This is a genomic window from Leisingera sp. ANG59 (genome assembly GCF_013317235.1).
In the GTDB taxonomy this organism is placed as follows: domain Bacteria; phylum Pseudomonadota; class Alphaproteobacteria; order Rhodobacterales; family Rhodobacteraceae; genus Leisingera.
Map to the genome: position 1 here is coordinate 1 of NZ_WLCM01000028.1, position 18,944 is coordinate 18,944.

Here is an 18,944-nt window from a genome sequence, read left to right on the forward strand (position 1 = left end):
GTTTGAGGAGCGCAATCAGCTTGTCGGACGGTTGGAACGCGCCGCGCCGCAGATGCGGTGGAACAATCGATTCCATTGCGTCGAGCTTCTCTGTCGGATCCCCACGTGTGTAGATCTCGGTGGTCGTCAGAGTGGCGTGTCCCAACCACAGCGACACTTTGCGGATGTCATTTGTTGCCTGGAGGATGATCATTGCGCATGTGTGCCTGAGCACGTGAGGCGAGATGCGTTTCTTTTTGAGGCCAGGAAGTGCTTGAGCGGCAGTCGCTGCATGCTGTTTGAGCAGATAGGCGAAGCCCCATCGGCTCAGCGGCTCTCCGCGTGCGTTGACAAACACCTCGGGCGCTGGAACCCGCCCGCGAATGGCGAGCCAGGCGCGCATAGCCGCGGCCGTAGTCTTCCACAAGGGGAGCGTCCGTTCCCGCCGTCCCTTGCCCAGGACACGAATGCTCATCGACGCCAGGTCGATGTCCTCGAGCTTCAATCCCGTCAGCTCGGACACGCGCAGACCCGCGCAAACCGCCAGATGCAGCATGGCCCGATCGCGGATGCCATCACGCGTGGTGGGATCCGGAGCGTCGAGCACCGCTTGCAGCTCCTCCCGCAGAAGATAGGGGACCAGACGTTGATCCGTCTTCTTGTATGGGATCGCCAGAACGCGCCGGATATGATCCAAGGCTGCCGGCTGCCTGTATTCGAGAAAGCGGAAGAAAGACTTTATGGCGGCCAGCCGGACATTTCGCGTCACTGGCGCGTTTTTGCGTTTATCCTCGAGATATTCCAGGAAGGCGGCGATGAGGTTGGCGTCGAGTTGCTCCAGCGTCAGCGCCGATGGCGAGACCTTCAGCCTCTTTGCAGCGAATATGAACAACAACTGGAAGCTCAGGGCGTAGGAGTCGCGCGTATGCTGACTGACGCCCCGCTGGCGGGCGAGTGTCTGATCCAGGAACGCTTCGATGAGGGGGGCAATCGGCGTCATGATTGCCTCCCTTCAGTGAGGAAGCCTTCTCCGGCCGCGGCGACATCGCGCATGAGGTCGGCGGTGGCCTCCAGGTACCAGTAGGTTGCATGGATATTGACGTGGCCCATGTAGGTAGCCAGCGCCGCCATATGTGCGCCGCTTCGGCTGCGATCCAGCGGTGTGCCTTGCAGCGCGCGAACCGCAAACGTGTGTCGTAAATCGTGCAAATGTGGACGACGCTTCGTCGCCGGTAATACACCAGCCCCGACGACCAGCCTGTCGAAGGTTTCTTTGACCGCAATGTAGCGCAGCGGCAGTCCTTGCGCGTCAGCGAACACCGGATCAGTCGCTGAACAGGGCCGACGAAGCGTCAGATAGTCCTTCAAGCCCGCCACTGCTGTGTCGTGCAGCGGCACCAGGCGGGTTTTCCGGAACTTGGTCTCACGGATCAGCAGGCCGTCGTGCGTCACGTCGGCGACCATCAACTTCAGAGCTTCGGAAATCCTCAACCCGGTGACCGAGAGCAGCGCGATCAATGTCGCATAGGTCCGTGAACGCAAGCCGCCTTTGGGTCGAAGCCGAAGCGCAGCCTCGATTAGGCGATCGATATCCGCTGCCGTGTAGATATGCGGCATGCGCCGCGTCCTGCGGGCGCCGAAGTGATTTGCCGGCGGCAACTCATGCCGGGCGTCTTCAACCCGGACATGACGTACAAAACGGCAGACGGCTTTCAATCGGGCATCACGTTGCGCGAGAGACGGTCCCAGCGCCGCCCATTCGATTGCGGTTTGCGTGTGAACATGCCTTTGCCCGCGCTTGATCGCGAAGGTGGCAAAGCTTCTGAGCAGGTATTCCGCATTCAACATTGCGAATCCGGTGGAACGGCGGAGTCCCAGATACGCCTCGATGGCCTTCAACATCACAGAACCTCCGGCCAGGGCTGCGCAATCTCCTTCAGGAGCTTGACATCGACCTTGGCATAATGAGCCGTCGTGTCGATGCCTCTGTGCCGCAGAACTAACCCGATCCTCTCGAGCGGAACGCCATGGCGCAGCATCTCGGTCGCCGCCGTGTGTCGCAGGACGTGCGCCCCCTTGACCGGAGCCACAATGCCGGCCCGCTGCATGAGGCGCTTCACCACCGATGAGACGCCATCACCGCTCCGGAAAGGCCGGAACGGCGCAATATTGCGGAGGAATACCTGATCGCTCTGGCATGTCGAAGAGCGGCACGCGAGGTAGGCTGCGATCGCATCCCCGACGTCTTGGGGAAGCGGCAAGCGCACCTCGTAGCGCGACTTGCCCGAGACCCGCAGCGAGCCCGTTTCCCACTCGATGTCGTCGAGGCGGAGCTGTGCCACGTCACCGGCCCGCAGCCCGAGGCGAGCCAGGAGAAGGACGATCGCGCGATCACGTCGACGCCCAGCAACTTCGCCATCGCATGCCGCAATCAGCCGGTTCACCTGCTCTGTAGATAAATATCGTGGCAAATCGGCAAGTCGCCAACGGGCATAGCCGGGAACAGCGTCGACGAGATCTGCCCGGGTGCGGCCTGTGACGGCAAGATATCGCAAAAACGCGCGCAGGCTGGTCGTCATCTTCTCGACGGTTCGATTGCCGCACTGCCTCGCGCGGTCCAGGAAGAAGCGGCGAACGGCAGCTGGTTCCCACCGTTCAGGATCGTCCCCAAGTGCTGCCATGAGGTGGGTGGCGTCACGGGCATAAAGCTTGATGGTGGGATCGGACGCCCCGCGATGCTTGTGCAGCCACACCTTGAAGTCAGCCACGAGAAACGGCTCGGCGTGTTGCAATGCGGGAGCAGCGGATTGGCAAACGCCGATTTCGATAAGGTACCGATGAAAGAGCCTGGCGCCGAAAATGGTGTGGTGGTTGCCTCGCCCTCCCATGGCACGGGGACATCGACAACTGCGCAAATGCTCGCTGAAAACGGCCAGATCAATGTCGCTCGGCATTGTCCCAGCCCGCGCCATGATATGGCCGAGATGCGCTGCCGCCCGCAAATATCTTACCGCCGTGTCAGCGCAATAGCCCTGATGATTGAGCGCGGCGGCAAAACCGTCAAGGTATGGTCCGCTTGGCCCAGCCCGCAAATGCCCCAGCATCTTCGGTGCCGAGAAATAGAAATCCAACATGTTCGTCCCCGTTTGTGACCGGCCATCAGTGGCCGCGTCGACGGAGACACAGGACCGTTCTGTTATGGAGACAAAAAAGCGCTGAAACTCAGCAAAAAACGCACNCTGCCGCCCGCAAATATCTTACCGCCGTGTCAGCGCAATAGCCCTGATGATTGAGCGCGGCGGCAAAACCGTCAAGGTATGGTCCGCTTGGCCCAGCCCGCAAATGCCCCAGCATCTTCGGTGCCGAGAAATAGAAATCCAACATGTTCGTCCCCGTTTGTGACCGGCCATCAGTGGCCGCGTCGACGGAGACACAGGACCGTTCTGTTATGGAGACAAAAAAGCGCTGAAACTCAGCAAAAAACGCACATATTGGCACGCCAACTCCCCATTACCGGATTTGCCCATAATGCAGGAATTGTAGGCGATGTGCCGGTGGCCGCATTTTCCGCACGCAGCGACATGCCCGCCGAGCACCTCGGTCCGGCAGGCCTCGATCGCCGACATCACCTTGAGCTGGGTTAGGCTGACATGCCCGGCATTGGCCCGCCGCCACGCGGGTCCGTGTCTTCGGAAGATGTCAGCAAGCTCCAGTCCCGGCCGCCCGGGCACCCCCGGCGTCCGGTCACTCCAGTCCGCGCCGGAGAGTGTGGTCCTGCAGCTCCTTCAGACGTTCGTACGGGCTGACGGTGGAGCGGATCGTCTTGGTGGCCACATGCGCGTAGCGGGCGGTGGTGCTGAGCTTGGCGTGGCCCAGCAAAACCTGGATGATCCGCACATCCGTCCCCGCCTCCAGCAGATGCGTCGCGAAGCTATGGCGGAGCGTGTGCAGGGTTGCGGGCTTGTTGATCCCTGCCATGTGTTTTGCGGACGTGAACGCCCGGTTCAGTTGCCGCAGTGACAGCGGGTTGATCTTCGGCTTGCCCGGGAACAGCCAGCCCTCCGGCCGCGCCTCGCGCCAATAGTCGCGCAAAAGCTCCAGCAGCCCCGGCGACAGCATCGCCTTGCGGTCCCGGCTGCCCTTGCCGTCCTCGACGTGGATCAGCATCCGGTCACTGTCGATATCCGTGACCTTGAGATTGCAGACCTCGGAGGCCCGCAGACCTGCACCGTAGCTGATACCCAGGGCCGCACGGTACTTCAGCCCGGGTCCGGGCACCGCGGCCATCAGGTCGCCCACTTCTTCGACGCTGAGGACGATCGGCAACTTCCGGGGTTTGCTTCGGAACTGCATGTACCGCTTCATCTCCTCGCGGCCGCATGTGATGCTGAAGAAGAACCGCAGCGATGAGATCCGCACGTTGAACGTCGAGGCCGAGACGCCGGTATCGGTCATATGCAACTGGTAGGCCCGAAGCTCTTCCGGCGTCGCTGTATCGGGCGCATGCCCGAGGTATCCCGCGAAATCCTTGATCGCCCGGATATGGGCTTTCTGGGCGCTCTCGCCCATGGCACGGATGCGCATGTCCTCGATCATCCGCGCGCGCAGCGGCGTGGTTCTATGATCCTTCATGGGACCCTCCTGTCTGTGGATTGAGAAGGTCCCAATCATCAGACAGATCCGGTCATTCCCAAATGCACAGGGGGGTCAGATCAGCGAGGTGCGCCCGCCACAGCCGCCCCTGCCGCGCGAGCGGCTTCGTCCTCCCGCCCGACCTGCATGTGCTGGCCCGCCAGGCTGGTCACCAGGCATGGGGCCGCTTTCGGCTGAGACCGGTCATCAGCAACCATTGAGCCTACGGCAACTTTGTCCGCACTTTGTGAGTTTGCCGGCTCCAGAGCCTCGCGGTCGCAGCGAACGGCAGAAACGGTAGCTCGAACTGATCAAGCGAGCGGCCGCGGGGATCTGCGACGTTCGCTGCCAGACCTGCCACAGCCGGAAGTAACAAGAGGGCGCCGCGGCCCAGGGGGGGACGCTGATCGGCGCAGACCCAGAAGGGGATCCGAATTACCGTAAGTACTCCTGCGCGCCATCGCCCGCGAAGCAGCCCGCGCCGACCACCGGGACGGAAAAGCTCCCGGTTAACATCAAACCACCGGAGAACCGCCAACTCCCAGCCCAAGCTCAGAGCAGCCATCTACGCCCGCTACTCGACAGACCTGCAGCGCGACACCTCTGTCGAGGACCAGATCCGCAACTGCACCGATTATGCCAAGGCCTAGGGGCTTGAGATCGTGGCCACCTATTCCGACCGCGCCATCTCCGGCGCCAGCCTGATGCGCAGCGGCATGCAGAGCCTGCTGCGCGATGCGCAATGCGGACGCTTCGATGTGCTTATCTCAGCTGGAGCACAGCCCTGCCCCGGACACGGTGGTGTTTCACCCGTCGATGGCAGGAGCCTACCGGGAGCGGGTGTCGCGGCTGATCCGGACCCTTGGCTCTGCAGAAGGCATGGAAGACGCCAAGGCGTCGCTGCAGGCGCTGGTGGAGCGAATTGTGCTGACGCCTGCGGCGGAAGGCATCGGCCTGGATCTGACCCTTGAGGGGGATCTGGCCGGGCTGCTGCGGCTGGCGGCGGGTGCGGAAGGCGCGAACACGGAGAAGGCCCCGGATGACTCATCCGAAGCCTTTGATATGTATTGATAATTAGTGTTGGTTGCGGGAGCAGGCAACCGCCGTATCCTACCTGCCCTCTCCGCAATCATATAAACGCATAATAGCGTACGGCCTCAAAAGGCGCCTATGTGAGACATTCCGCTACGGTCTTGCTTTTGTCGGGGCAATCCTCTCGGCGTTGTTCTCAAAGCTGCGTCGTCATGACCAGTCAGAAGCAATATCTGCGATAACGTCTATCTGCCTTGCTTCGTCTCTGATTTGCGGAGTTTGGTGGATGGCAAAAGGCGCGGGCATGCCAAAGCATATCCGGCCTTAGCCTTCCGGCCTGCGTTGTCACCGCAGAAATCTTACGGCCGCCTTCCACAACACAGGCAACCCTTGGGGCCGACAGAAGTTGCAGAAGATTTGATAGGTGCAGCCGGCCCCGCCCGGCAGGAACAGCCGCTCTTCACTTCAACCGCCTGCTTTAGAGAACAACAACGGCGCCGCCGACCAGCAGCACGGCATTGAGCATGCCCCACAGCGTCATCTGGAAATGCGTGTTCTGACCGCCTTCGTGCCCGAACCAGTAGCAAAACCAGTTCCCGACGATCAGAAACCCGCACCAGGTCGCGGTAAACATCAAGGTTCCGGCGAGCCCCAGGGCAATGGCCGTGTCCTGCGCCTGCCACCCGGCGGCGGACATGGCAAGCGCGGCTGATCCGGCCCAGAGCGCTGCAGTGGCCGCGATTTCCCAAACGACAATGCACCGGAACAGGCCCCGGCGCAGCCTGCTGCTGGTGACCCGGCGATAGGCGACAAAGCGGTAGGCTTCCGGGTACTCCTCCCGCATGCGGGTCATGTCCATGACCTCGGCGGTGTAGGTTTCATTCAGAAAGGGATGCAGGAGGTTTTCCAGCGCGCCGATTGTCAGCCAGGCGGCCATGAAGGCAACGCTGACGGCCTGCGCGGCCAGTACGGTGGTTTCCAGCAATGCTCTGCTCTCCGCTGCTGATTGCCCGCCGAATTCGGTCGGCGGGCAGAGTGTTCAAAGGTCAGGCTTCCCAGTACATGTACTGGGGGTACAGCTCGTTGGAGATGTGGATTGCAGCCCCCTTCAGGTTGCTCTTGGAGTGGTTGTAGAGCGACCGCCAGTAGGGCTGAATGATGACACCCTCATCCACCATGATCTGTTCGAGCTTGGCCATAATCCTGCTGCGGGCCGCCGGGTCGGCGGTTGCCAACGCTTGTTCAACCAACGCATCGAACTCGGCATTGGCAAAACCGGTTTCGTTCCAGCCTTGGCCGCTCCGGTAGGCCAGCGCCAGTGTCTGGATGCCCAGCGGACGGTGGTTCCAGTTGGTGACCGAAAACGGGTACTTCGCCCAATCGTTCCAGAATGTCCCGGTTGGATAAACTTTTCGTCTGACTTTGATGCCCGCATCGCGCAACTGCGCGGCGATAGCATCGCCCGTTGCCTTCCAGAACGCGGAATCGAGTGAGATCAGTTCATGCTCGAAGTTCGCCATGCCAGCCTCTTCCAGCAGTTTCAGGGCACCTTCGGGGTCACGCACCGGCGCGCCGATATCGGCATAGTCGGGATGCACAGGCGACACATGGTGGTTCTCTGCCGCGCGGCCTTGGCCGCCATAGGCGATTTCCAGCACCACCGCGTTGTCCACCGCCATTGCCAGCGCCCGGCGCACCCGCGCATCGGCATAAATGGCCGTGCCATCCACCTCGGTAGTCTGGTTGCAGCGGGCCAGAACCGTGGCCGCAGTGGTGACTTCATGCTTGGTCCAGCCGTCCAGCATGTCGAAGGATGCGATATAATCGCCTTCGGTGTCGAAGTTGACGTCGTATTCATCGGCGTCGGCACCGGCAAAAAACGCAGCCGGGTCGGCGCCCAGGTCGAGAAATTCGACCCGGTCCATGTAGGCGCCGTTGCCGGCGTTCCACCATGTGTGGTCCGGGTTGCGCACCAGTGCGGCACTGTCGCCGGTACTGTAGAATTCCGGCAGATAAGGGCCGGTGCCGATCGGATTGTCCAGCATCGTGACCTCGTCGAACGAAGAATGCACGATGGCGGCCGGGTAGTCGGCAAAGCCGGCGATCAGCGAAATATCCGGTTGCGGCAGTTTCAGCCGCACGGTATGGCTGCCGGTCACTTCGACCGCATCCGGCAGCAGTTTTTTTGTTTCCGGGTCGATGATCACCTGCAGCTTGCCGGCCATGGCATTGCCTTCGACGGTGCCGTCGCAGAAGCGTGCGATGTTGGCCGCAACATCTTCGGCGGTGAAGGGGTCGCCGTTGTTCCAGGTCACACCCTCGCGCACATGAAGCACATATTCGGTGGCATCGTCGCTGATCTCCCAGCTTTCCAGCAGGACCGGGGTGAACGTACCGTCCGAATTATACTGCACCAGGTATTCCAGCCAGCCGCGGGTAAAAGTTGCAAGGGAGTTGAAGTCGAACTTGCGCGGGTCGCGCATTGCCACGAGTTGCTGCTGAATGCGGGCGGTGCCGCCCATTTGCGCGTTGACCGCGGCCTGCACGGGCGCAGTCAGGCCCATCATCGCATAGGCGGTTGCGGCAGTTGCACCAAAGGAGCACACCGTTGCCAGGAATTCCCGGCGGCTGACAGGATCAGCTCCGAGGCGGCGGGCCTGCTGTGTAAGCGAATCCGGCAGCGGTTTTCCTGTGCTGGTAAAATAGGTCATTGTTTCCCTCTCTGTTGTGCCGTGAGGCTGGCCGATAGCGCTCTGCGGCGCAGTTTTGCGCTGGCCGGGTACGCGCCCGTCCAACGCGAGATTTAGGCAGGCATGCGGATGCTGCCGATCCCGTCGTCCTCTGTCACCGACGCGCAGATGCTGGACAGGGTGCGTGGCTGTTTGTAGGGCCAGGGCGTGCCGCGGTGCAGCACCGCGCGCTGATCCCAAATCAGCACATCACCTACAGCCCACTGATGAGAATAGGTAAATTCCGGCTGCGTGCAGAACGCCATCAGTTCATCCAGAAGCGCCTGGCTTTCGGTCTCGTCATAGCCGTCGACTTTGAAGGCATGGCTGGCGATATAGAGCGCCTCTCGCCCATTGACCGGGTTCGGCCAGACTGCGTTCCAATGCTGGTCGGGCCATTTGTTGAACATCGGCAATTCAGCCAGCTCAGGAGAGATCTTTCGCCGGGAATGGCTGTAGCGGTGCCAGATACCGCGGCCGCGGATCTTTGCCTTCAGCGCCTCCGGCATCGCCGCCCAGGCGGCGCGGGTGCTGGCCAGTTCAGTGGCGCCACCCTCGCTGGTGACAACCCGGCCGATCAGGATGTTGGTCAACGCGGGCGTAGGCAGGAAAGTGCTGTCCGAATGCCACAGGAAATTGGACTTGAGGTTCAGCGTGTGCAGATCCATCTCGCCCGACGTGGAGCCGTCTTTCTGCACGTTGGACACCTCGGGCACCTCAAATTTCTCGCCGGGCTTGCGCTCGTCCGCCTTGCGGTCCTCGATCGGGCCGAACAGCTGCGCCAGCGCCATATGCTCCGCGTTGCTGATGTCCTGCGCCCGGAACAGCAGCGCTGAATGTTCTTCGAACAGCGCGCGCAGCTCGGCGAAATTTTGCCCCGCGCTGACGGCGGAGAGGTTCATTCCGCTCACTTCGACACCAAAGTTCGGCGTCAGCGGTTTTGTCTGAATGGTCGTCATCTCGGGTCTCCTCAGCCCTTTGCCTTTGCTTCGATTTCTTCAGCGGAGAGATGCTTCACACCCTCCCAGGCCCGTGACTTGCCAGGGTTCAGCAGTCCCTTGGGGTCCATGCGCTTTTTCCACGCGAGGTGCCGGTAGTCGGCGTTCTTCAGCCCGCCGCCCTCGACGAAATAGGTGTGCGCGTCTGCTACGCTGTGTCCGTGCTGCTCGTAGATGCTGTCGATCTCGCGCAACCGCGCCTCGTCCGAGAACCAGATGATCGGCAGATCAAAGGCGACGATGCTGCCGTCCAGCCGGGCAAACTCATGGTGCTGCCAGACGTCATCACCCAAAGCCGCGCCCGCGGCGGCAACTGCATCCGCGTCCGACGGATCCGGCACCCCGATCTGCTGGTATGTGGCCGAGCGGTCCGCCTTCAGCACCTGCAGGGTCGTGTGGTTATACGCGAACTCAAAAACATGCGGCAGCTTTGCCGCCTGCCGCTCGGCATCACTCACCGCCAGATCCAGATGGCCGCCCTGCGCCGCAATGAGCGCGCGGAAGGCATCCATATCCTCCGCCGGGACAAGCGAGACCAGCAGGTGCCTGCCCTCCCGCAGGTGCCCTTTGAGGCGCGGGAAGTAGTCAACGATCCGCGCCTCGACTGTGCTGGCCAGCTTGCAGCCGATGTCCGGCGCAGCCGCCAGCGCATAGCCCGCGGCATAGCAGTCTCGGTAGCTGTCGAAGGTGGCCATGCAGCCGATCCAGTTGCGGTGCGGCACCGTGCGCAGGGTGACTTCGGTGATTACGCCGTTCAGCCCCCAGGCGTGGTGGATCTGCAGCGCCGCTTCAGCGTCAAAAACATGCTCCTGCGGCTCCGCTTCCAGCGACAGCGCCTTGAGCTGGATGATATTGCCCTTTTCCCGCAGGGCGCCGTTGGCGATCGACCCGATCCCGGCCGACCCGCCGGCCACGAAGCCGCCGATAGTGGCAATGTCCTGGGTCGAGGGGAACATCGCCATTTCCCAGCCCTGCTCAATCAGAGCAGCGTTCACATCGGCCATCAGCGCCCCGGCTTCGGCCCGCACATAGCCCTCACCGATCTCGAGGATGCGGTTCATCTTCGTGGTCTCGATGATCAGCCCGCCCTGCAGCGGCACCGCCTGACCGTAATTGCCGGTGCCGCCGCCGCGCAGGGTGACCGGCACATCTGCCGCATAGGCGCGCTGCAGGCAGTGGCGCATTTCATCCGGGGTCTTGGGCACCGCAACCAGATCGCCAAAGCACTTCTTCAGCTGCGCATTCAGAACCGGACTGTACCAGAAAAAGTCGCGCGAGCGTTTCTTCACAAGCACCGGCTCGTCAATCACCTCCACCGGCGACAGGCTGTCGGCAAATGCGGCCCAATCGGTGCGGGGGTGTTCCAGCGGCATCTCTGTCATTGTTGTTCTCCTTGCAAGGCCTCGGTCAAGGAGCGCGGTGCAGCACGACTGCCCAGAATGTCCGTGACCGAGAGAGCGTCGAACAGCTGCAGATCCCCGATTGCAGCCCCGTCGACGGTTACGGGCGCAAGGCCAAGCGCCTTGCGGGCGCCGGTGGTGATCATCGGAAGATGGCTGCCAAAAGGCGGGTCCAGATGCGCGGTCAGTGCCGCCAGCGAGAGGGTCGCCAGCGGATCGTGGCTGCCCAACGGGCAAAATGCGTCACGCACGTTGTCGGTGCCCAGCACCACATTGACACCTGCGGCCTGCAATTCATGGATTCGGGTCAGCCCGCGGCGGTCCGGGGTGCCTGCGCTGCGCCCTTGCAGGTACAGGTTGGTGGCGGGCAGTGCTGCCACCGAAATCCCTGCACGGGCCAGCTTCCCGGCGATACGCTGCACCTCTGCATCGGTGCGGTTCATCAGGCTGCAGGCATGGCCGCACAGAACCGGGCCCAGGAAACCGGTTTCCAGCGCCGCATCGGCGATCATCTCCAATCCGTCGAGGCCGGGCGCAAGGCCCTCGTCGACGTGGAAATCCAGCGCAAGACCGGCTTCCTCCGCGGCCCGGAATGTGTTGAGAATGCCGGCCTGCCGCTCAGGCTGGCCCAGCACGAAGGCGCCCAGAACGCCGCCGCTTTGAGCCACTCGGCGGGCGCAGGCACGGGCATAGCTGATGTCGGCCATCATGTCGGCACCGGTCAGCGCCGCCCGTTGCAGGATCACCCCTACCGGGGCCTCTTCCTTCAGTTCCCGCAGGATGTCCCAGGCTAATGGTGCAGCCGCCGGGTCCGGGCTGATACCCCAATCGACGTGCGTGCGAACAGTGGCACAGCCTGCCGACAGCAGCTCCTGCAGTCCGCGACCCGCCCGCCGATGGATGTCTTCGGCTGTCCATATCCTGCGGTCCTGCGCCTGTGCGGCGATTGCATCACCCAGCCCGCCGCCGATCCCCTGCATCCGGTCAATGGTGTGGCATTTGTCGAGATGCACATGCGGCTCGGTAAACTTGGGCAGCACCAACCGCTCTGGCGGAACCGTGGCCGGTTCAAGTCCAGCCGCCCGTCCGTCCCGCAGCACAAGGTCGCCCGCCAGGCAATCGCCGTACAACTGCCCGCCGAACCGGTCTGCCGCAGCGATCAGTGCAGCCGGGATAAGCACACCGGGCAGGCGCGCATCTGCAGGAAGGGTATCCCTCATGAGCCGTTCCTGTGATCAAAGCGGGCAAACTCCGCAAGAAACAGCGCGAAGTTGCGTCCGGCAGAGGCCAGCATCGCCTCCCCCTTTGCCACGGTGGCCGCGGAGGCATCGCCGCACACCCCCTCGGGGTTTAGATCGCCGGCAATCCAGCCCGGCGCAGCCGGCTGGCCGGTTAGTCCGATAAAACGGAAATTCCCGGCCCAGTCCTCCATTGCGGTGCGGAAATTCTTTGCCTTGCCCATGTCCACTAGATCGGGCCGGGCGGCCAGCATCGCCGAAGTCTCACTGTCGCCCGCGTGCAGGTCCACCGCATAAGCGCCGGGTTCGAAAAGACCCTCCGATTCAGCAAAGCCCGACCATGAGCAAACGGCCACGATCAGTTCGTGGCTGATGCGCAATTCACGCGCTGCCACCTGCAGCAGCGCGGTATTGCCGCCATGCCCATTGAACAACACCAGCCTGGCAACACCTGCACGAGCCACCGAGGCACCGATGTCACGCAGCACCGCCAGCAGCGTTTCCGGTGACAGGCTCAGCGACCCGGCAAAGCGGTCGTGCTCGTTGCTCTTGGTGATAGTCAGCGCGGGCAGCACCAGAACCGATTGCTCAGGGCTGAGATCCGCCAGCATCAGCCTAACCGCCGCCTGCGTCAGGTCCGTATCGACCGACAGCGGCAGATGCGGTCCATGCTGCTCGGTCGCGCCCAGCGGCAGCACCGCCACGCAATCCGCCGGCAAAGCCTGGAAATCCGGCGCTTTCAGCTCAGCCCAATGTCCCTGAACGCTCATGCCGCCTGCCCCAAAAAACTGTCAAGAAACCCGTTGAACCAGCGCGCCTGCTCCGCATCATGAGCCGCCATAAGCCGGTTCTGGGATTGCACGTCCTGAACCCCGGGCCGCCCGTAAACATGCGCCTTGCTGTCCTGCCAGCGGCGGAAGCCGGCCGGTGTCACTTCGGCGTGGAACTGGAAGCCAAAAACGTTTTCTCCATAGCGGAAGGCCTGGTTCGGGTATTCTGAATTTCCGGCAAGCCGGACTGCCCCCGCGGGCAGGTCAAATGTGTGGTAATGCGCCTGGGTAACAACCAGCGGTGCCTCCAGGAACTCTCCGGCCTCCTCAGCGGGTTCAACCGGGTAATAGCCGAACTCGAAAAATTCCCGCTCCGGCGCCCCCGCCCAAGCGCCAAGATGATAGGCGATCTGCTGGCACCCCTGGCAGATTCCGAGCAGCGGGATGCCTTTCTCCAGGCACTGCGCGATCCAGCGGTCTTCCTCCAGCAGGAACGGGTATTCTTCCCTCTCAAAAACGTCGAACAGACCGCCGTAGATCACCGATGCCGCGACCCCGCCCACATCATCCAGGCGGTCGCCCGCAAAAGGTTTCCGGGTCACGGCCTCATAGCCGTTCGCCGCCAGCCAGGTAACCACACGGTCATCGGCAGGCTCATCGCCATGGCGCACCAATAGGACACGCGGTGCCATATTCCCCCTCCTTCAGAGAATTGGTTTTGCGTGGCCCTGATGTTGATCTGTGCCAGAGAGTGTCTTTAGGCTTGCAAACTCTTTTCCCTCTTGCAAGCCTTTTAAGCGATCGGAAAAAAGGACATGAAATGAAAGCCTTAAACCCAACCACTATTCGACCGCCTTTCGCCGCCTATGCGCATGGCACTGAGATTCCGGCGGGGAAACGGGTCATTGTGACCTCGGGGCAGCTTGGCATCCGGGCAGATGATTCGATCCCCGAAAGCAGCTATGATCAGGCCCTCGTCTGCTTCGAAAACATTACGGAAATCCTGCGCGAGGGGGATATGAGGCCCGGTGATACCGCCCATATCTCCGCCTATGTCACCAGCCGCGACCACATGGCCGGCTATATGCGCGCGCGGGATGAATTCCTGGCCGGAACCGGGCGGGTCCCCAGCTCAACCCTGCTGATCGTTTCCGGGTTCACACGCGAAGAGTTCAAGGTCGAAGTAGAGGTCATCGCCGCGAAGTAGGCAGGTTTGCCCGCGGCCTAGGAGCATGATGTGGACCGAAGCCCGCTCTGCTGAAAGGCCGCGCCCGGCGCCAGGCGGGGTCATTCTGACAATTTTGTCCCGGCTGCCACCGAGACCTTCCTCCAGGCAAGCTTCCGCTTGATCGTGGAAACGCTGATACCGGTCGCATCGGCGGCCTTTTGAATACTGCCCGCGCGGGCTACCTGATCGTGCAGCAGATCAGCCTCAAAGGCCCGGACCCTGTCGCGCACTTCTTCGGCTGGCACCCGGCCTGACATCCCACCCTGCGGGATCACCGGATTTGTCGCTCCGGCAAAGGCGTCTTCAACCATGGCCGCTGATATGCGTGCCTCCTCCCCGGTGACAACCATCCGCTCGACCATGGTCCGCAGCTCCCGCACGTTGCCCGGCCAGGTCCAGCGCGCCAAACGGTTAATTGCCGCGCGGTCAAAGTATTTTTCCGCATCGTGCAGCTTGTTGAAAGCTTCCAGGAAATGCTGCGCAAGCCCGGCAATGTCCGCGACGCGGTCTTGCAAAGGCGGAATGCATATCTCAGCAACTGCAAGGCGGTAGTACAGATCTTCACGGAATTTGCCCGCGTTAACCATCGCGCTCAAATCGCCGCGGCTGGTTGCGATCAGCCGCAGGTCCCTGCCTTCGCGGCCAGGGCGTGATTTTCCTGTACGCAGCCAAGAGGACAGCCTTTCCTGAACCCGCGGCGGCATCAGGTCGACCCGCTCCAAGATCATGGTGCCGCCAACTGCCCGCGCCAGCAGACCCTCGTCACGGCCAGCCTCGGCTGCCTCCTTGCCGAACAGCTCCTCCATAACCGCGGCTTCCGGTAAGCCGCCAAATCCGAAGCGCAGCAGCCGCTTGCGGCTGCGCTTGCTGTAACGGAAGATCAAATCCGAGAGCTTGCGTTTGCCAACACCCGACGGGCCGCTGATAAGCACCGCCGCATCTGTGCGCGCCACCCGCATCGCAAGACGGACGGTCTCCTGCATGTCCTCGCTGGCCCAGAACAACTCACCATCCTGCGCCGCGTTCTCGCGGATTTCCCGCAGCTCGCTTTCGTAGTTTCGGATCTCCTGTTCAGCCGCCGTCAACTTACCCTGCATTTCAATCAGCTCAGTCGTGTCGCGCGAATTGATGATGACCCGCCGCACCGTGCCGTCCGGCGCCATCAGCGGGATGCCGGTGGCCAGCACCTTGCGCCCGGATTTCGTTGTTTGCAGCGCGGTCTGGCGCTTTTTGGTGGAGATGATCTTCCAGGTGATCAGCGGATCGAGATAGCCCTCACGCTCCAGCATGCTGGCGTCGCGCCCCAGGAAGTTGCGCGCGCTCAGGCCATAGCAGCGCTCGAAACCGGCGTTCATCCACAGGGTGCGTCCCGCCCCGTCCGCGACGTAGATGCCATCAAAGCAGTTTTCAAAGATCTCGGCGAAATCGTCGAAATTATCCTGCAGCGCCTTCAGCCCTTCGTCGGTGGCCGAGACGAACCAGCTGGGCAGGAAATAATGCTCCACCGCAGTGTCGCGCCGGACGCTGGCTACGCAAAACACCGAGGCGTTGATGGTGATCCAGGCCGGCGCCTGCTCCGCCCCGTCGCGGCGGCGCAGATCCTCCAGCTCCGGATAGCGGTCGGCGAGTTCAGACAGCGTCGTCAGCCCGCCGTCAAACAGGCTGCGCAGCATCCGGTTGGCATAGGTGATCCGCTCCCCCTGCAGCCTGAGCACCCCAAAGGGCAACATGTCCAGAATATCCGATTCGCGTTTCATGCCAGTGCCTCCCGAGCCCGACTTGGTGTCATTTTTGATATCATATAGGTTCAATTTTGACACCAATCACTTGCGCTAGTCAGGCGAAAGCTCCGCAAGTCACTAATAAATAAAGGATAATATTTCTGCCTCCTGCCCCGGTTCAGCAGCGGCCCCGCCGCCCCGCAGCCGTAGCCTTGAAGCTGACACATCAGGAGGAACAAGTGACTAATATCATCGAAACCGACGTTCTCGTCATAGGAGAAGGCAGCGCAGGCCAGGTCGCGGCCCTGGCGGCAAGCGAGGCGGGCGCCGATGTTGTCCTGCTGTTCAACGGGCAGGCCTCGTCGACCGCGATTTCCACCGGTTTCCTGACCTACGCGGCGCATAACGGCTTCCCGCAAAAGGACGTTTTTGCCGCCATGTCGGAGGTAACCGGCAAGGGGCTCTGCGACACCGCCCTGCTGCGCCGGCTGGTGGACGAGGCGCCCGCGGAGATGGGCGCGATCATCGAAAAATACGGCATTCCAGTCGACCGGGCCCCGCGCGGCGTGCGGGTGCGGCGCTCCACGGGCATGCGCGGCAAGGATATCCTGGACGAGACCTACGGCGCCGACGGGGCCGAGGACATGACCGGGCTGATGATGGAGTTCTCCTCTACCCACGGCACCGCGCTGTTCTCGCAGCTGCGCAAGGCGGTCAAGTCCAGCTCCGTGCGCCGGATCAAGGGCAGCGCCCTGTCGCTGCACCGCGAGGGGCCGAGCGTCTGGGCCGACGTGGACGGCGCGCCGGTCAGGATCGCCGCCCGCGCGGTGATCCTGGCGACCGGCGGGATGCAGGGCGTCTACGAGTTCACCGACACGCCGCAGAACCTCCTTGGCGACGGTCAGTCGATGGCGCTGGAAGCGGGTGCCGAGCTGGTCGACATGGAGTTCATCCAGTTCTACCCGCTGGCGGTGAACGAAGAAGGCGCACCCGCGATCTTCCTCTACCCGGACTACCCTTCCACCGCCAAGCTGGTGAATTCCGACGGCGAGGACCTGATCCTGAAACACATGGGCCCCGGCCAGTCGGCGCTGGCCGCGCTGCACAACTGGGACTTCCTCAGTTTCATCATCCAGTCGGAGATCATCGAGGGGCGCGAGGTCTTCATCGACTTCCGCGAAACCCAGGACGCCGAATGGGCGCCGGACTCGCTGACCGCGACCTTCCTGTCCAAACACGTGCCGGATTACCGCGAGCGCCCGGTCCGGATCTCGCCCTCGTCGCACTACACCATCGGCGGCGTGCGGGTGGACACCGACGGTCAAACTTCGATCCCCGGCGTCTATGCGGTGGGCGAGGTGGCCGGCGGTTTGCACGGCGCCAACCGCCACGGCGGCACCGCGCTGGTCGAGGCGATGACCTATGGCGCCATCTCCGGCCGCCACGCGGCCACCAATCTGCAGCCGCGTTCCAACATGGCGCGTTCCACCGACAATCCGCCCCCAACCCGGCGCGCGGGCAACGGCGCCCTCCCCGCGGACCTGCTGGCACAGGTGCGCCAGCTCACCCAGAAGGGCCTTGGCCCAGCCCGCTCCGACGAGCTGCTGACGGAAACGCTGGCGCAGATCCGCACCCTGCAGGGCGAAATTGCCGGACTGGGCTGGGACGATCTCAACGGCTTTACCGAGGTCCAACGCCTAGCCCGGGTCGCCCGTCTGGCCGAGGCCATGTGCCTGGCGATGCGGAGGCGGCAGGAATCCCGCGGCACCCACATGCGCAGCGACTTCCCGGAGGAGACCGGCGAATGGCAGCGCAAACAAGCCGTGCGCCTGAACGGCGCGGGGCTGGAAATCCATGACATCGCGCTGGGGGAGCAACCCCTGGCCGCAGCACTCTAAGGGAGGAAAATCCATGCAACCCAACCTGTTGAAACTGGCCTGCGTGTGCGGCCTCGCGGCCAGCACCGCGCTCAATGCGCTGCCCGCCGCCGCCAAGGAGGAGTTCAAGGTCGGTATCGTCACCTTTCTGTCCGGCCCCGCCGCCGGGCCGTTCGGGGTTCCGGGCCACCAGGGCGCCGAACTGGTCATCGAGGCCATCAACGCAGGTGCGCTGCCTGCCCCCTATGATACCCCCGGTTTTGCCGGGGCGCGGCTTGCCCCGGTTTTCGTCGACGAGGCCGGCGGCAATACCAAGCAGGTCGCTGAATACCGCAACCTCGTCCAGAAACAGGGCGTGGACGCTGTGATCGGCTATATCTCGTCGGGCTCCTGCCTGTCGGTGGCGCCGGTCGCCGAAGAGCTGAAGACGCTGACCATCATCCCGGTCTGCGGCTCGCCGCGCCTGTTCGAGGAAGGCGGCAAGGACTACGTCTTCCGCACCACCGGCCACGCGGTCGGCGATGGGGTGGCGGCGGCGCTTTACGTGCGCGACAAGTTCGGCGACGCCCCGGCCTATACCGGGATCAACCAGAACTACGCCTGGGGCCAGGACAGCTACAAGTTCTTCGACCTGGCGATGAAGACCATCAACCCGGACACCGCGGCGTCGGACAACCCGCAGTTCCCGAAGCTGTTTGCGGGCCAGTTCGGCACCGAGATCTCCACCCTGTCGCTCGACAAGGCGCCGCTGGTGCATTCCAGCTTCTGGGACGGCGACATGGAGGCCTTTGTGCTGCAGGCCAATGTGCGCGGCTTCTTCCGCCAGAAGACCTTCATCTCGACGCTCGGCGCCTCGGCGGTGGACCGTCTGGGCAAGGGCTTCCCCGAAGGCGTGGTGATGGGCACCCGCGGCGAATACGGCCTGCTGGTGCGCGGTCTGGACACGCCGCTGAACCGCTGGTTCGTCGACCGCTACAAGGAGAAATACGGCGAATACCCCCTGGGGCCGTCCTACCAGTACGCCCAGTCCGTCCTGGCGCTGAAGATCGCCATGGACAAGGCAGCAGAAGCGGCCGGCGGATTCCCGGAGCAGGCGCAGATCATCGACGCCTTGACGGGACTTGAATGGGACAGCTTCGGCGGCCGCGTCTCGATGGCGCTTGGCGGCGGCCATCAGGCGGTGCATCCGGTGGGCTATGGCATCACCGGCTGGAACAAGGAGACCGGCGAGCCGGAAGCCACCGGCGTCGTGTTCTACCCCGCGGACTGCATCATGCCGCCGGAAGGCCAGACCGGCATCGAATGGCTCGAGGCCGGCATGCCTGGCGCCAGCTGCTGAC

General features: G+C 63.0%; 16 protein-coding genes and 1 pseudogene. 4 read left to right on the forward strand and 13 right to left on the reverse strand.

Annotated features, from left to right (window positions below; all coding sequences use genetic code 11):
• From GKC28_RS19060 to GKC28_RS19080, 5 genes and pseudogenes are all read right to left on the reverse strand, one after another.
• The coding region (locus tag GKC28_RS19060) for a tyrosine-type recombinase/integrase (RefSeq protein ID WP_174148585.1) at positions 1 to 979 on the reverse strand (979 nt) is incomplete at its 3' end.
• A complete protein-coding gene (locus GKC28_RS19065; RefSeq protein WP_174148586.1) occupies positions 976 to 1,881 on the reverse strand; it encodes a tyrosine-type recombinase/integrase in 906 nt (301 codons plus the stop codon). The genes GKC28_RS19065 and GKC28_RS19060, both read right to left, overlap by 4 nt.
• Positions 1,881 to 3,113, reverse strand: coding sequence for a tyrosine-type recombinase/integrase (locus GKC28_RS26495; protein WP_254604312.1), 1,233 nt, complete (start codon positions 3,111 to 3,113; stop codon positions 1,881 to 1,883). The genes GKC28_RS19065 and GKC28_RS26495 overlap by 1 nt, the downstream gene beginning before the upstream one ends.
• A 396-nt stretch (positions 3,114 to 3,509) precedes the next feature.
• Positions 3,510 to 3,710: pseudogene (locus GKC28_RS19075) on the reverse strand (transposase zinc-binding domain-containing protein); the annotation flags it as partial.
• A 13-nt stretch (positions 3,711 to 3,723) separates the two neighbouring features.
• Positions 3,724 to 4,611: a site-specific integrase gene (locus tag GKC28_RS19080; RefSeq protein WP_174148587.1), complete on the reverse strand. Its 888-nt coding sequence runs from the start codon at positions 4,609 to 4,611 to the stop codon at positions 3,724 to 3,726.
• Between the two features lie 756 nt (positions 4,612 to 5,367).
• Here GKC28_RS19080 and GKC28_RS19085 point away from each other — a divergent pair.
• Positions 5,368 to 5,682 (forward strand): hypothetical protein, encoded by a 315-nt coding sequence (locus GKC28_RS19085; protein ID WP_174148588.1) that lies wholly within the window; start codon positions 5,368 to 5,370, stop codon positions 5,680 to 5,682.
• Positions 5,683 to 6,121: 439 nt separating this feature from the next.
• Here GKC28_RS19085 and GKC28_RS19090 read toward each other — a convergent pair whose 3' ends face one another.
• The 7 genes from GKC28_RS19090 to GKC28_RS19120 form a co-directional block, all read right to left on the reverse strand.
• Positions 6,122 to 6,628, reverse strand: coding sequence for a DUF2165 domain-containing protein (locus GKC28_RS19090; protein ID WP_174148589.1), 507 nt, complete (start codon positions 6,626 to 6,628; stop codon positions 6,122 to 6,124).
• A 61-nt stretch (positions 6,629 to 6,689) separates the two neighbouring features.
• The gene (locus tag GKC28_RS19095; RefSeq protein ID WP_174148590.1) at positions 6,690 to 8,354 is read right to left on the reverse strand and encodes an ABC transporter substrate-binding protein; all 1,665 of its coding nucleotides are present in this window, start codon (positions 8,352 to 8,354) and stop codon (positions 6,690 to 6,692) included.
• 92 nt (positions 8,355 to 8,446) lie between these two features.
• Positions 8,447 to 9,331 carry a TauD/TfdA family dioxygenase gene (locus GKC28_RS19100; RefSeq protein WP_174148591.1) on the reverse strand — a complete coding sequence of 295 codons (885 nt, stop codon included), beginning with the start codon at positions 9,329 to 9,331 and terminating at the stop codon, positions 8,447 to 8,449.
• Between the two features lie 11 nt (positions 9,332 to 9,342).
• The gene (locus GKC28_RS19105; protein WP_174148592.1) at positions 9,343 to 10,752 is read right to left on the reverse strand and encodes an FAD-binding oxidoreductase; all 1,410 of its coding nucleotides are present in this window, start codon (positions 10,750 to 10,752) and stop codon (positions 9,343 to 9,345) included.
• Positions 10,749 to 11,990: an amidohydrolase family protein gene (locus GKC28_RS19110; RefSeq protein ID WP_174148593.1), complete on the reverse strand. Its 1,242-nt coding sequence runs from the start codon at positions 11,988 to 11,990 to the stop codon at positions 10,749 to 10,751. The genes GKC28_RS19105 and GKC28_RS19110 overlap by 4 nt, the downstream gene beginning before the upstream one ends.
• Positions 11,987 to 12,778, reverse strand: a complete 792-nt coding sequence (locus tag GKC28_RS19115) for a creatininase family protein (RefSeq protein WP_174148594.1) — start codon at positions 12,776 to 12,778, stop codon at positions 11,987 to 11,989. Before GKC28_RS19115 ends, GKC28_RS19110 begins: the two co-directional genes overlap by 4 nt.
• Positions 12,775 to 13,470 (reverse strand): glutamine amidotransferase, encoded by a 696-nt coding sequence (locus GKC28_RS19120; RefSeq protein WP_174148595.1) that lies wholly within the window; start codon positions 13,468 to 13,470, stop codon positions 12,775 to 12,777. Before GKC28_RS19120 ends, GKC28_RS19115 begins: the two co-directional genes overlap by 4 nt.
• 128 nt (positions 13,471 to 13,598) lie before the next feature.
• Between GKC28_RS19120 and GKC28_RS19125 the strand changes: the two genes are divergently transcribed.
• Entirely contained in the window at positions 13,599 to 13,985 is a 387-nt protein-coding gene (locus tag GKC28_RS19125; protein ID WP_174148596.1) for a RidA family protein, read from the forward strand.
• Between the two features lie 80 nt (positions 13,986 to 14,065).
• Here GKC28_RS19125 and GKC28_RS19130 read toward each other — a convergent pair whose 3' ends face one another.
• Positions 14,066 to 15,763: a sigma 54-interacting transcriptional regulator gene (locus GKC28_RS19130; RefSeq protein WP_174148597.1), complete on the reverse strand. Its 1,698-nt coding sequence runs from the start codon at positions 15,761 to 15,763 to the stop codon at positions 14,066 to 14,068.
• Between the two features lie 203 nt (positions 15,764 to 15,966).
• On the opposite strand from GKC28_RS19130, the gene GKC28_RS19135 reads away from it, so the two are divergent.
• Together GKC28_RS19135 and GKC28_RS19140 are read left to right on the forward strand one after the other, a co-directional pair.
• Entirely contained in the window at positions 15,967 to 17,625 is a 1,659-nt protein-coding gene (locus tag GKC28_RS19135; RefSeq protein ID WP_174148598.1) for an FAD-dependent oxidoreductase, read from the forward strand.
• Between the two features lie 13 nt (positions 17,626 to 17,638).
• Positions 17,639 to 18,943 carry an ABC transporter substrate-binding protein gene (locus tag GKC28_RS19140; RefSeq protein WP_174148599.1) on the forward strand — a complete coding sequence of 435 codons (1,305 nt, stop codon included), beginning with the start codon at positions 17,639 to 17,641 and terminating at the stop codon, positions 18,941 to 18,943.
• Position 18,944 lies beyond the last annotated feature (1 nt).

Coding starts and splice junctions, on each gene's coding strand:
- GKC28_RS19065 (WP_174148586.1), bottom strand. CDS start 1,881: ATGTTGAAGGCCATCGAGGCGTATCTGGGACTCCGCCGTTCCACCGGA.
- GKC28_RS26495 (WP_254604312.1), bottom strand. CDS start 3,113: ATGTTGGATTTCTATTTCTCGGCACCGAAGATGCTGGGGCATTTGCGG.
- GKC28_RS19080 (WP_174148587.1), bottom strand. CDS start 4,611: ATGAAGGATCATAGAACCACGCCGCTGCGCGCGCGGATGATCGAGGAC.
- GKC28_RS19085 (WP_174148588.1), top strand. CDS start 5,368: ATGTGCTTATCTCAGCTGGAGCACAGCCCTGCCCCGGACACGGTGGTG.
- GKC28_RS19095 (WP_174148590.1), bottom strand. CDS start 8,354: ATGACCTATTTTACCAGCACAGGAAAACCGCTGCCGGATTCGCTTACA.
- GKC28_RS19100 (WP_174148591.1), bottom strand. CDS start 9,331: ATGACGACCATTCAGACAAAACCGCTGACGCCGAACTTTGGTGTCGAA.
- GKC28_RS19105 (WP_174148592.1), bottom strand. CDS start 10,752: ATGACAGAGATGCCGCTGGAACACCCCCGCACCGATTGGGCCGCATTT.
- GKC28_RS19110 (WP_174148593.1), bottom strand. CDS start 11,990: ATGAGGGATACCCTTCCTGCAGATGCGCGCCTGCCCGGTGTGCTTATC.
- GKC28_RS19115 (WP_174148594.1), bottom strand. CDS start 12,778: ATGAGCGTTCAGGGACATTGGGCTGAGCTGAAAGCGCCGGATTTCCAG.
- GKC28_RS19120 (WP_174148595.1), bottom strand. CDS start 13,470: ATGGCACCGCGTGTCCTATTGGTGCGCCATGGCGATGAGCCTGCCGAT.
- GKC28_RS19125 (WP_174148596.1), top strand. CDS start 13,599: ATGAAAGCCTTAAACCCAACCACTATTCGACCGCCTTTCGCCGCCTAT.
- GKC28_RS19130 (WP_174148597.1), bottom strand. CDS start 15,763: ATGAAACGCGAATCGGATATTCTGGACATGTTGCCCTTTGGGGTGCTC.
- GKC28_RS19140 (WP_174148599.1), top strand. CDS start 17,639: ATGCAACCCAACCTGTTGAAACTGGCCTGCGTGTGCGGCCTCGCGGCC.